Consider the following 11,805-nt stretch of genomic DNA (forward strand, 5'->3'; position numbering starts at 1 on the left):
GGCGCTCTTTGTTATGTCCGGACTCCTCCGGGCGGGGCGACCAACAGCGACAGGCGTTTCGGGCAGGTTCGTCCGGGACATTCCTCTTTCAACTCCGCAACAGGTGCGGAGTTGACGTTCCGTCAAGGAGACGAAACAAGCATGGCTATTGGCACCGTCAAGTGGTTCAACGCTGACAAGGGCTTCGGCTTCATCACCCCGGACGGCGGCGGCGCGGACGTCTTCGCCCACTTCTCGGCAATCCAGTCCTCCGGCTACCGCAGCCTCGACGAGAACCAGCGGGTCGAGTTCGAGGTCGTGCAGGGCCAGAAGGGCCCGCAGGCGGAGAACATCCGTCCGCTCTGATCTCCAGGTCACCCGGTGTCGGCCGGGTCGCCGCCGTGCAATCGCGCACCGGTGGCGGCCCGGCCGTCCGTGTCTGCTGGGCGAGCGCGGTCGGACGCGTGGCCGACATTCCCGGCCCGTCTGTCCCCGCGTTCCGGCTCCGACCAGGACCATAACCCTGAGTCGGTAATCAGTCTTTCCGCCGTCGGGTGGGCGACTGTCATCCTGGCCGGGCTCCGGGACCCTGGCTGCGGGGGACGAGCCGGGGGCTCGTGTTCGGTACGGGGGAGGGACGACCATGGTGGGCTCGGCGGCGCGTGAGCTGCTCTTGGTGATCGCGGTGGCGGCGGTCGGGCTGCTGCTGGCCACGGCCGTGGCTTTCGCCTCCTGGCCGGTCACACCGGGTGGTCCCGCTCCCTCGGGTCTGGTGGAGCTGCAGGGACCAGCACCGACCGACCAGGTCGGTAACGCGTCCGGCTGACCGGGCGGCCCTCGGGCCGGTCGTCACACCACCCCTGTCGCCGGGTGCTTCGTCCCACGCAGGCACCGGTAGAGGCGGTGAGACGTTAGGGTCGGATTCGTGCCGACCCGCAGAGCGAGAATCCCAGCGACGAGGTATCCGGTCGAACGGTTCACCCTCGACAACGGCCTACGGGTCGTCCTCACCCCCGATCGCAGCGCCCCGGTCATCGGGGTGGCGGTCGTCTACGACGTCGGCATCCGATCCGAGCCGGAGGGGCGTACCGGCTTCGCGCACCTCTTCGAGCACCTGATGTTCCAGGGCTCGGAGAATCTGGAGAAGCTCGCCCACTTCCGGTACGTGCAGGGCGCCGGGGGCACCTTCAACGGCTCCACCCACCTGGACTACACCGACTACTTCGAGACCCTGCCGAGCAACGCCCTGGAGCGGGCGCTGTTCCTGGAGGCCGACCGGATGCGCGGTCCCCGGCTGACCGAGGAGAACCTGCGCAACCAGGTCGACGTGGTCAAGGAGGAGATCCGGGTCAACGTGCTCAACCGGCCGTACGGCGGGTTCCCCTGGCTGACCCTGCCACCGGTCATGTTCGACACCTTCCCCAACGAGCACGACGGGTACGGCTCCTTTGACGATCTGGAGTCGGCCACCGTCGCCGACGCCGCTGACTTCTTCCGGCGCTACTACGCCAGCGGCAACGCGGTGCTCGCGATCAGCGGGGATATCGACACCGCCGAGGCGGTGACCCTGATCGAGCGGCATTTCGGAGACGTACCGGCTCGCCCGGCACCTGACCGGCCGGACTTCGCCGAGCCGGACCTGACCGCCGAGCGTCGTACCGCGTACACCGACCAGTTGGCTCCTCTGCCGGCCCTGGCGACGGCGTGGCGGGTGCCCGACCCGGTGGACGACTTCGCCGCCTACCTGCCCTACGTGGTGCTGGCCGAGGTGCTCACCGACGGGGACGCGTCGCGGTTGGTGGGGCGGCTGGTGCACCGGGACCGTACGGTGACCAGCATCGGTGGCTACCTGGGCTTCATGGGCGACCCGTTCGACGTACGCGACCCGACCGCGCTGGTGCTCCAAGCGCACCTGCCGCCCGGTGGCGATGCCGACAAGGTGCTGCGGACCCTCGACGAGGAACTGGACCGGCTCGCTCAGGACGGGCTCGCTGACGGCGAACTGGCCCGTACCCAGGCGCGGATGGCCACCCACCTGCTGCGCGAGACCGATGCGGTGCTCGGCCGGGCGCTGCGGATGGCGGTGCTGGAGCAGCAGCGCGGCGAGCCAGGGCTGCTCGGCGAGTTGCCCAGCCTGATCGGTGCGGTCACCGACGAGCAGGTCCGGGCCGCTGCGGCCACCCTGCGCCCGGAGCGCCGCGCGTCCATCGAGGTCATTCCCGGAGGGGCCCGGTGAGCGCGAGGAGTGAGCCGGGTTTGCGAGCCCCGCAGTCGCGAACGAAAGGTGTGCGCCGGTGAGCGTGATCACACCGCATCGACAGTTGCCGCCGTTGGGTCCGACCCGGAGGCTCAAGCTGCCCCGACAGGCCGAGCGCACACTCGGTAACGGGCTCACCGTCATCGTGGTACGCCGACCTGCGGTCCCGTTGGTGGAGTTGCGGCTCTGGATGCCCTTCGGGCGGGTCCACCCGGCCCGGGGCCACCTGCTCACGCAGACTCTGCTCTCCGGCACGGAGACGATGAGCAGTGTGCAGATCGCCGCGGAGTTGCAGAAGATCGGCGGTGGGCTCTCCGCGGGGCTGGACCCGGACCGGCTGATGCTCTCCGGCACCGGCCTGGCCACCGGGCTGGACCGGATGCTGGAGATCCTCGCGGAGATCCTTACCGGCGCCAACTACCCGTCCGCGTGGGTGGGCATCGAGCGGGACCGGCTCGTCGACGGGATCGAGGTCGCCCGGAGCCAGCCCGCGCACCTGGCCCGTACGGCGCTGCTCCGGCGGATCTTCGGCGGGCACCCGTACGCCGTACAGACGCCGGAGCCGGAGCAGGTCAGGGCCGTGCGTCCGGCGGCGTTGCGGTCGCTGCACGCCCAGCGGGTGCATCCGGCGGGCGCGGTGCTGGTGTTGGTCGGCGACCTGCGCCCGGAGCGGGCGTTGGACGCGGCCGAGAAGGCCCTCGGCGGGTGGGCCGGTGCTGGGCGCGCGGCGGATGTGCCGCCCATTCCACCGTTGGAGCCGGGCCCGTTGTTGCTGGTCGACCGGCCCGGGTCGGTGCAGTCGTCGATGCGGGTGGCATTGCCGGGGGCACCGCGTACGCATCCCGACCACGCGGCTCTGCAGTTGGCCAATCTGCTCTTCGGCGGTTACTTCTCCTCCCGATGGGTGGAGAACATCCGGGAGGACAAGGGATACACGTACGGTCCGCACTCGCTGATCGAGCACTCGGTGGCCGGTTCGGTGCTGGTGGCCGCCGCCGAGGTGGCCACCGAGGTGACGGCACCGGCGTTGCTGGAGACGATCTACGAGTTGGGTCGGATCGCCACCGTGCCGCCCGCTGTCGACGAGTTGGAACAGGCCCGGCAGTACGCTCTCGGCACGCTCCAGCTCGGCATCTCCACTCAGGCCGGGCTGGCGTCGCTGGTCAGCGCGTACGCCGGCAACGGGCTGCGGCTGGACTACCTGGCCGAACACGCGGCCCGGCTGGCGAAGGTGGGCGTGGACGATGTCACCGAGGTGGCGGCCCGCTACCTCGCCCCGTCACGAGCGGTCACGGTGGTGCTCGGTGACGCCGAGCGGATCGCTGGGTCGCTGGCCACGCTGGCGCCGGTCGAGACCGTCCCGGTTCCGTGTTGAGCGTGCGTCGTCATGCGGTGGCGCCATACGTCGGCCGGCGTCGCGGTGGAGGGTCGTGGTGAGCGGAGGCGGAGAGAGCAGCCCGCCGTTGGCCCGCTCCACGCTGGACCGCGCGGCGCATCGGCGTACCGATCCGCAGTGGTTGGCCCAGGCGTGGGCCGGGGCACGGGTGCTGGTCCTGGACATCGAGGCGGGTGGGCGGGCGCTGGTGCGTACCGACACCGCCGTGCCGGAACTGGTGCTGGTGGCCGCCGAGGCAGTGCCGCCGGCACTCGCTTCGGGCGCGATGTTCCTCGGTGTCGAGCCGGACGGGATCCCGGTCTTCTGTGTGCACAGTCAACTGCCGGCGGCACCGGAGACCCGACCGGCCCATCTACGGGACGTCGGGCATGTGCTCAACGACCGGGACGCCGGGTTGTTCACCACCGCGCTGGCGTTGACCAACTGGCATCTCCGACACCTGTACCATCCGGTCACCGGCGAGCCGACCCGGGCGGACGAGGCCGGTTGGACCCGGGTGGACAGCACCGGCGAGCGGGTGTGGCCGCGTACCGACCCGGCGATGATCGTGCTCGTGCACGACGGGGTCGACGGCGCCGAGGGCAGGTGTCTGCTCGGCAACAACGCCACCTGGCCCAGCAGGAAGGGCGTGCGGCGGTTCTCCTGCCTCGCCGGTTACCTGGAGCCGGGGGAGTCGGCTGAGGCCGCGGTGCTGCGCGAGGTCCGCGAGGAGGTCGGCGTCGAGGTTTCCGACATCACGTACGCGGGCAGCCAGGCCTGGCCGTTTCCGGGCTCGCTGATGCTCGGCTTCCTGGCCGTGGCCGACCCGGCGCAACCACTGCGGGTCGATCCGACCGAGATCGCGGAGGCGCGTTGGTTCTCCCGGCGGGAGATCGAGGCGGCGCTCGCCGGTCGGCCGGTCGAGGTGGGCGATGCCCGTCTGCTGTTGCCCCCGCCCTCGTCGATCGCGCTGTTCCTGGTGCACCGCTGGCTCGACCGGCGTTGTTGACGGACGATGTGGTGCGGCCCCGGTCCGTGACCGTCGTTGCCGCGGCGGTCACGGACCGGGGACACGGGCCGTCGTGGTCGGCTGGTGAGGAACACGGCGGGGGAGCCGGTCGACCACGACGGACGTGTGATGGGTCAGGTGCCGGGCCAGCCGGAGGCGGCCCGTTGGTGGCGAGGGTCGTCCAGCGGCAGCACCTTGACCCGCTGCTTGCCGGAACGCACGGCGCCCACGGTGGCGATTGCGCGGGCCAGCAGCAGCGCGGCGTCGCGGTCGTCGGCGTGGACGACCTGGCGCCGTGCCTCGGGCTGGGCGGTCTCGTCCCGCAACCGCTGCCCTTCGGCCCAGGCAGCGGTGATGTCGGCGTCGGCGACGGCGCGAATGTCGGTGCGAACGATCAGGAACCGCATGCGGGTCTCCGGATGTGTCGCGATGAATGGGACCGTGGAAGTTCCACGTCACTTTCGTCATCGTACGCCCGTCGCGTGTCCCAGCAAGTGAAACGCGCCCATCGGTGTGCAGGCCCGACCGATCATCCGACCCCTGCTCAGGGGTTGTCGGACGACGGCGGGGGCCGCCGGCTCAGCAGCCGGCGGCCCCGTCGAACGTCCACGTGCTAGTGCGTGTCGAACTCCCCGTTCCGGGCACCGGCGATGAAGCCCTGCCAGCCAACCCGACCGAACAGCAGCACCGGGCCACCACGGTCCTTGCTGTCACGCAGCGCCACCGCGGCGGGACCGTTGGACAGCGGTGCCACCTCCACACAGTTGGAGGTCTGACTGCGCGTACTGGTGCGCCAGGGTGCGTCCGCGAGTTGGGTGAGGACGGTTGTCGTGTTGCGGAACTCGTTCATCGTTGCGCTCCTGAGGTGAACCGACGGAACGAGTGGGCACGCACGTCCCGACGGCAGACCGGTACCGGTCACCGTTCTGTCAGGCGCCCGGAGGCTCTGCGGCGTTGAACCGGCGCCGTTGCCGGACCACCCGCCACAGTGGGCGGGGTCGCCGCGGCGGACAGCCGTCCCGACGACTCCATCAGCCAGGAGAGGGTGTCCGTTGCGGAGAGTGCCGCCGTGCATAGCCACTCGAAAACCACTTTATAGCGATTTAGGGTCATTGCGTCGGTCGACATGACGTCGGTGAAGCCACCTTCGATGGCGAGCGTCTCCGGATCGAGGGGATCGGCGAACCGGTAGACCGAGAACGCGGTCGGCGGGAGGTACCACTGGCCGATCGGAGCGTCCCGGGGAAGCACGTGCAGCGTGACGTTCGGCAGCATGGCCAGCTCGCAGAGCTGCGCCAACTGCTCACGAAGCACCTCCGGTGGCCCGGCCCGGCGGCCGAGCGCGGACTCCTCCAGCACCGCCGTGTAGCGGGGCGGATCGATCTCCCGGATGAGTGCCGACTGTCGCGCCAACCGAGCCCTGATCTCCGTCTCGATCTCGTCCTCGGCCTCCGGGGCACCGGCGGCCTGATCGACCTGCCAGGCGGAGGAGATCCGCATCCGCGCGTATCCCGTTGTCTGCAACAGCCCCGGCACCAGCACCGGGTTGTACTCGGAGATCTCGGCGCAACCCGCCTCCAGCTCGGCGAAGCCGCGTTGCTGTTGCGTCATCGCCGGATATCGCTTCAACCAACCACGCATGTCGCCGGCTTCCTGGGTGATGCCGAGCAGCTCCAGGCGGAGGGCGTCGTCCACGTGGTACAGGTCGAGCAGGTCCCGCACGTCGCCTGGGTCGGGTCGGCTGCGACCGTTCTCCAGCCGGGACAGTTTGGACGCGGAAGCCCAGCCGACGCGTTCGATGACCTGGTCGCCGGTGAGCCCGGCGGCCTCGCGCAGGCGGCGCAGTTCACCGCCGAGCCGGCGGCGGCGCAGGATCGGGCTGGGTGCGGCAGGAGGCACAGTGTCCTCTTTTCCGTCGACCGCCGCAGACGCGACGGTAACTGTATGAAATTCGCCCCCCACGGTCAGTATGGACGTCGCGACCGGCGCCGGAGGTACCGGTGGGGGCGTGTCATCAGAAATACGCGGACCCGACAGCGACTCCGGTCGGCGCGATCCGCGTCGCCGAACACCCTCCATCCCGAGTCGCGCCACCGGAGGATCGATGCGCACCGTCCTGAACCGCCCGGACTTCCGCCTGCTCTTCGGTGGACTGCTGGCCAGCATGACCGCGGAGTCGATCCTGCTGCTGGCGCTCGCCGTCTGGGTGAAGGACCTCACCGGATCGGACGGCCTCGCCGGTGCCACGATCTTCGTGATCCTCGCGCCACGCACGCTCGCACCGCTGGTCGGATGGTTCGTCGACCGGTATCCGGGGCGGCCCCTCTTCGTGGTCACCAACCTCGCGACGGCGTTGCTGCTCACCCCCCTCTTCGCGGTCCGCGACGCGGGCGACATGTGGCTCGTCTACGCGGTGGCCGCGTGGTACGGGTTGTCGAACCTGACCATCGGGGCGGTGCTCAGCCGGCTGGTGCGGGAACTGGTGCCACCGGATTTGCTCGGTGAGGCGAACGGGGCGTTGCAGACCGCCCGGCAGGGACTGCGATTGATCGGCCCGCTCGCCGGTGCCGGCCTCTACGTGGCGTTCGGCGGCTGGCCGCTGGTCCTGGTGGGGATTGTCGGATTCCTGCTGGCCGCCGTGGTGGTCGGTATGCCGCGGGGGGTCGCCGTGCCGCACGAGGTGCCCGCCGCGCTGGCCGACGATGCCAGGCCCGGACCACGCTGGCCGGCGGAACTGGTCGCTGGACTCCGCCACCTGGCGGGCGAGCCGGCGCTGCGGCGGGCGCTGCTCGGATACGGCCTCGGTTCGCTGGTGATGGGCTTCACCGAGTCACTGATCTTCGCGTACGTGGACCGGGGGCTCGGGCGGGATCCCGCCTTCGTGGGGGTGCTCTTCACCGCGCAGGGCATCGGTGGTCTGGTGGGTGGGCTGCTCTCCGCCGCTGTGCTGCGTCGGGTCGGTGAGCTGGGCACTCTCGCGGTCGGCGTGGCGCTCTTCGGACCTGCCGCGCTGATGCTGGCGTACCCGAATCTGTGGCTCGGCCTCGCCGCGGTGCTGGTGGCGGGTCTGTCGTTGCCGCTGGCCCTGGTCGGCCTGCACACCCTGATCCAGCGGCGGACCCCGCCGGAACTGCTCGGCCGGGTCGCCGCTGCCGCCGAGGCGGCGGTCAGGTGCCCGCAGGCGTTCTCTGTCGGCATGGGTGCGCTTGTCGTTGCCCTGCTCGACTACCGGCTGGTCTTCGCGGTGGTCGGTCTGGCGACCCTGCTCGCGGGCAACTACCTCTGGCGTGGGCGGCACCTGAGTCCACCGCCCGGCCCACCGGCCCGACCCCGGATTCCCATCCAACGCCCGGCACCCGAGGCCCGGAAAGCCGACACCGCTCTGTCCAAGACTCCCCACCCCTCCCGACACCGTTGATCATGAGGTTGCCCGGGTGCACGCGCACCCGGGCAACCAACGTCATGATCGGCGCGGGAGGAGATGGTCCACGCCAGGGCGGTCAGGCCGCGATGCTCTCCAGGTGCTGCTTGACCTGAGTGATCGACGGGTTGGTCAACGCGCTGCCGTCGGCGAAGCGCAGCGTGGGCACGGTCTGGTTACCGCCGTTGACCTGCATCACGAACGTCGCGGCTGCCGGATCCTGCTCGATGTCGACCACCTCGTAGGCGATCCCCTCCCGGTCGAGCTGCGACTTCAACCGGTGGCAGTAGCCGCACCAGGGGGTGGAATACATCGTCAGCATGGTCAGATCCTCCAACGTCGCGCCCGGTGGCTTGCCGATCAAGCACGGGCTATCCGCTGCAACATCAGGGGGAGCTGCGACAATTCCCCGCTGTGGTGGTTAACTCCGCGTCCGAACGCGTGCTTGCCGGGCTCGATCCGGAGCAACGCTCGGCGGTGACCGCCCCGGCCGGCCCGGTCTGCGTGCTCGCCGGCGCCGGCACCGGGAAGACCCGAGCGGTCACGTCGCGGATCGCGTACCGGGCGCTGACCGGTGAGATATCGGCCCGGCACGTGCTCGCGGTCACCTTCACCGCCCGCGCCGCCGCGGAACTGCGGCAACGACTCGCCGTGGCCGGTGTGGCCGGCGTACAGGCACGCACCTTCCACGCGGCGGCGCTGCGCCAGGTCCGCTACTTCGCGCCCCGGCTGCTCGACGGCCGGGCCATGCCCGAGTTGCTGGACAGCAAGGTCAGACTGGTCACCCTCGCCGCCGCGCGAGCCGGTCTCCGGGCCGACCGGACGGCGGCCCGCGACCTCGCCGGTGAGATCGAGTGGGCCAAGTCCTCCCTCGTCGAGCCGGGCGAGTACGTGGTGGCCGCGGCGAAGGCACTGCGGGAGACCTCGCACGAGCCGGCGAAGGTGGCGGAGGTGTTCGCCGCGTACGAGAGGCTCAAGCGCACCGGAGGTGTGATCGACTTCGAGGACGTGCTGCGTGCCGCGGTGTGGGGGATCGAGGAACACCCGGATGTCGCGGAGCAGGTCCGTAACCAGTACCGACACCTCGTCGTCGACGAGTACCAGGACGTCAACCCGTTGCAGCAGCGGCTGCTGGACGCCTGGCTCGGCGGACGTGACGACCTGACCGTGGTCGGCGACGCCTCCCAGACCATCTACTCGTTCACCGGCGCCACCTCGGCGTACCTGGTCGACTTCCCGCGACGGTACCGGGCGGCCACCGTGGTCCGGCTGGTTCGCGACTACCGCTCGACCCCCCAGGTGGTGGGGCTCGCCAACGCGGTCATCTCGCAGGCGCGGGGCACCGAGGCGCGGCTGCGCCTGGAACTGGTCGGGCAGCGTCCGGCCGGCCCGGAACCGGAGCGGCGGATCTTCACCGACGAGCCGGCCGAGGCCGCCGCGGTCGCCGCCCGCTGCCGCGCGTTGATCGACGCCGGCACCCCGGCCCGCGAGGTCGCGGTGCTGTTCCGCACCAACGCCCAGTCCGAGGCGTACGAGAAGGCGCTCGCCGAGGCCGGCGTGCCGTACCTGGTCCAGGGGGCGGAGCGGTTCTTCGAGCGGGTCGAGGTCCGTCAGGCGATTGTCGCGTTACGCGCGGCGACCCGGTCGCTGCCCGGTGACACGCCACTGCCGGCGGCGGTGGTCGAGGCGCTGGCCGGTGTCGGATGGGCACCGGACACCCCTCCGCCGGGTGGTGCCGCCCGTGAACGGTGGGAGGCGCTGGCCGCGCTGGTGCAACTCGCCGAGGAGTACGCGGCCACGCCGGAGATCGTGCCGCTGGGGGTGGCTGCCACCGTGGAGCGCCCGGTCACCCTGACCGACTTCACCGAGGAACTGGCCCGGCGGGCGGCTCAGCAGCACGTACCCACCGTGGACGGGGTGACCCTGGCCTCCCTGCACTCCGCCAAGGGCCTGGAGTGGGACGCCGTCTTCCTGGTCGGTCTGGCCGAGGGCACCCTGCCCACCACGTACGCGCGCACCACCGAGCAGGTCGAGGAGGAACGCCGCCTGCTCTACGTGGGTATCACCCGGGCCCGGCAGTGGCTCTGGCTGTCGTACGCCTCGGCCCGTTCGCCGGGGGGCCGACCGCGACGGCCGTGTCGTTTCCTGCCGCAACTGGCGCCCACCTCGGCGACGGAGCGGGCCAGCGGAGGGCGCCCGGTGCGGACCCCCCAGCGGCGCGCCGCCACCCGGATCGTGTCCTGTCGGATCTGCGGCACCACCCTGCTCGCCGGACCCGACCGCAAACTGGGCCGGTGCGCCACCTGTCTCTCCGACATCGACGACGAGCTGCACGAGCGGTTGCGCGAGTGGCGGTCCCGGGTGGCGGGGGCGCAGAAGGTGCCCGCGTACGTGGTCTTCACCGACGCGACGCTGGTGGCACTGGCTGAGCGGCGGCCGGGCCGGGCCGAGGAACTGGTCGCGATCGCCGGGATCGGGCCGCGCAAACTCGGCCTGTACGGGGAGGCGGTGCTGGCGTTGGTGGCAGGCGCGGCGGTCGACGAGATCTGCCCACAGAAAACTTCTGAATCTGACCGTTAATTCGTTTGCCCTCGCCCTGCCGGCAGGCATAGCCTCATGGCACACCTCGGGAGGGGGCCCTGTTCGGGCTGCTCACGGGGTTTGTGTCCGGGTCGACCACGAGTGAACGTCAAAGGAGGTGGCACCGATGGAGAGCTACATCTACCAGCGTCCGACGGCGCTGCCCGTTGCCGTCGCTCCGCTGTCGGCTGCCCCGATGACCGTCGCTCCGCTGGCGGAAGTCCGGGCCACCGCTGTCGCCGCGCGACCGTGGGCTCCGCAGGTGCACCGGGTCGAGGTTCAGGCCGAGCTGATTCTCGCACCGGTTACGAACGGGCTCCAGGGGCGTAGTGGCTTCACGGGCAAGGGCGTCGATGGCGTCAGCAAGCGGATGGACGTCCGCGGTGTTCCACCTCGAGGTAGACCGGTCTGACCACAGACCACCGGCTCACCTCGAGGCCGCGGAACCCGCATACCGGGATCCGCGGCCTTAGTTTTTTGCACCGCCGAAGTACATCGACAGCGGTCCATGAGAGACCGCAGTGAGAGAGAGGTGACCGGGCGATGAGTCTGGCGTTGGCTCCGCTCGACGTGAGCGTCGAGGTGGAGGCGAACCTGCCCTGCCGGAAGTTCGACCCTGACCTGTGGTTCTCCGACTCGCCCACCGAGCTGGAACTGGCCAAGTCGCTCTGCGGGGACTGCCCGTTGCGCGTCGAGTGCCTGGCCGGTGCGGTCGAGCGGGCCGAGCCCTGGGGCGTCTGGGGTGGCGAGATCTTCGAGCGCGGCGCGGTCGTTCCGCGCAAGCGGCCTCGCGGTCGCCCGCGCAAGGAGGATCTTGCCCGTGACGCCGAGTTGCGGGTCGAGGCCGAGGCGCGACTGGCGGCCGATGGTCTGGCCACGTCGCGCAGCGCGGTCCGGCTGGCTGCCTGACATGTTCCCGATTCCGATCAACCCCGCCGGTGTCGCACCGGCCGACAGAAAGCGGACCACCATGCTGCACCTTCCGAACGGAGCCGAGATGTACCTACTCAACGAAGCGTTGTCGAGGGTTCGAATGCTCCGGCCTCAGGCCGGTCGCAGCACCACGAGCACTGAGGCAACCCGATCCGCCCGTACCATCGCCATGACCGGGCGGGCCCGGTCAGCTCGCGAACTGGGCGTTCTGTAGGACGACACCGCAAACGGCGGGCGGGGACGATGTCCCC

General features: G+C 70.6%; 13 protein-coding genes. 9 read left to right on the forward strand and 4 right to left on the reverse strand.

What is annotated here, in order from left to right:
- Positions 1-141 precede the first annotated feature (141 nt).
- The 5 genes from Vlu01_RS19000 to nudC all read left to right on the forward strand — a co-directional run bounded on the left by Vlu01_RS19000 (position 142) and on the right by nudC (position 4,620).
- Positions 142-345, forward strand: a complete 204-nt coding sequence (locus Vlu01_RS19000) for a cold-shock protein (RefSeq protein ID WP_013735772.1) — start codon at positions 142-144, stop codon at positions 343-345.
- 277 nt (positions 346-622) lie between these two features.
- Positions 623-805, forward strand: coding sequence for a hypothetical protein (locus tag Vlu01_RS19005; protein ID WP_204001376.1), 183 nt, complete (start codon positions 623-625; stop codon positions 803-805).
- Positions 806-904: 99 nt separating this feature from the next.
- Positions 905-2,215, forward strand: coding sequence for a M16 family metallopeptidase (locus Vlu01_RS19010; protein ID WP_204001378.1), 1,311 nt, complete (start codon positions 905-907; stop codon positions 2,213-2,215).
- Between the two features lie 58 nt (positions 2,216-2,273).
- The gene (locus tag Vlu01_RS19015; protein WP_204001380.1) at positions 2,274-3,611 is read left to right on the forward strand and encodes a M16 family metallopeptidase; all 1,338 of its coding nucleotides are present in this window, start codon (positions 2,274-2,276) and stop codon (positions 3,609-3,611) included.
- A 55-nt stretch (positions 3,612-3,666) separates the two neighbouring features.
- On the forward strand, positions 3,667-4,620 hold the full coding sequence (nudC, locus tag Vlu01_RS19020) for an NAD(+) diphosphatase (protein ID WP_373307448.1): 954 nt from the start codon (positions 3,667-3,669) through the stop codon (positions 4,618-4,620).
- Positions 4,621-4,754: 134 nt separating this feature from the next.
- Here the strand turns inward: nudC and Vlu01_RS19025 are convergent, their stop codons facing one another.
- From Vlu01_RS19025 to Vlu01_RS19035, 3 genes are all read right to left on the reverse strand, one after another.
- Complete coding sequence (locus tag Vlu01_RS19025; protein WP_204001384.1) at positions 4,755-5,027, reverse strand: hypothetical protein; 273 nt, start codon at positions 5,025-5,027, stop codon at positions 4,755-4,757.
- Positions 5,028-5,233: 206 nt separating this feature from the next.
- A complete protein-coding gene (locus Vlu01_RS19030) occupies positions 5,234-5,470 on the reverse strand; it encodes a DUF397 domain-containing protein (RefSeq protein ID WP_204001386.1) in 237 nt (78 codons plus the stop codon).
- A gap of 68 nt (positions 5,471-5,538) precedes the next feature.
- A complete protein-coding gene (locus tag Vlu01_RS19035; protein ID WP_204001388.1) occupies positions 5,539-6,519 on the reverse strand; it encodes a helix-turn-helix domain-containing protein in 981 nt (326 codons plus the stop codon).
- 205 nt (positions 6,520-6,724) lie between these two features.
- Here Vlu01_RS19035 and Vlu01_RS19040 point away from each other — a divergent pair, with 205 nt between their 5' ends.
- A complete protein-coding gene (locus Vlu01_RS19040; RefSeq protein WP_204001389.1) occupies positions 6,725-8,038 on the forward strand; it encodes an MFS transporter in 1,314 nt (437 codons plus the stop codon).
- A gap of 82 nt (positions 8,039-8,120) precedes the next feature.
- Here Vlu01_RS19040 and Vlu01_RS19045 read toward each other — a convergent pair whose 3' ends face one another.
- Positions 8,121-8,363, reverse strand: a complete 243-nt coding sequence (locus Vlu01_RS19045) for a mycoredoxin (RefSeq protein ID WP_204001392.1) — start codon at positions 8,361-8,363, stop codon at positions 8,121-8,123.
- Positions 8,364-8,455: 92 nt separating this feature from the next.
- On the opposite strand from Vlu01_RS19045, the gene Vlu01_RS19050 reads away from it, so the two are divergent.
- The 3 genes from Vlu01_RS19050 to Vlu01_RS19060 all read left to right on the forward strand — a co-directional run bounded on the left by Vlu01_RS19050 (position 8,456) and on the right by Vlu01_RS19060 (position 11,530).
- Entirely contained in the window at positions 8,456-10,621 is a 2,166-nt protein-coding gene (locus Vlu01_RS19050; protein ID WP_204001394.1) for an ATP-dependent DNA helicase UvrD2, read from the forward strand.
- Positions 10,622-10,748: 127 nt separating this feature from the next.
- Entirely contained in the window at positions 10,749-11,033 is a 285-nt protein-coding gene (locus tag Vlu01_RS19055; RefSeq protein ID WP_204001396.1) for a hypothetical protein, read from the forward strand.
- A gap of 131 nt (positions 11,034-11,164) precedes the next feature.
- Positions 11,165-11,530 (forward strand): WhiB family transcriptional regulator, encoded by a 366-nt coding sequence (locus Vlu01_RS19060; protein ID WP_204001398.1) that lies wholly within the window; start codon positions 11,165-11,167, stop codon positions 11,528-11,530.
- Positions 11,531-11,805: the final 275 nt, after the last annotated feature.

Source organism: Micromonospora lutea, from assembly GCF_016863535.1.
Taxonomy (GTDB): domain Bacteria; phylum Actinomycetota; class Actinomycetes; order Mycobacteriales; family Micromonosporaceae; genus Micromonospora; species Micromonospora lutea.

Coding starts and splice junctions, on each gene's coding strand:
- Vlu01_RS19040 (WP_204001389.1), top strand. CDS start 6,725: ATGCGCACCGTCCTGAACCGCCCGGACTTCCGCCTGCTCTTCGGTGGA.
- Vlu01_RS19000 (WP_013735772.1), top strand. CDS start 142: ATGGCTATTGGCACCGTCAAGTGGTTCAACGCTGACAAGGGCTTCGGC.
- Vlu01_RS19030 (WP_204001386.1), bottom strand. CDS start 5,470: ATGAACGAGTTCCGCAACACGACAACCGTCCTCACCCAACTCGCGGAC.
- Vlu01_RS19060 (WP_204001398.1), top strand. CDS start 11,165: ATGAGTCTGGCGTTGGCTCCGCTCGACGTGAGCGTCGAGGTGGAGGCG.
- Vlu01_RS19025 (WP_204001384.1), bottom strand. CDS start 5,027: ATGCGGTTCCTGATCGTTCGCACCGACATTCGCGCCGTCGCCGACGCC.
- Vlu01_RS19005 (WP_204001376.1), top strand. CDS start 623: ATGGTGGGCTCGGCGGCGCGTGAGCTGCTCTTGGTGATCGCGGTGGCG.
- Vlu01_RS19045 (WP_204001392.1), bottom strand. CDS start 8,363: ATGCTGACGATGTATTCCACCCCCTGGTGCGGCTACTGCCACCGGTTG.
- Vlu01_RS19055 (WP_204001396.1), top strand. CDS start 10,749: ATGGAGAGCTACATCTACCAGCGTCCGACGGCGCTGCCCGTTGCCGTC.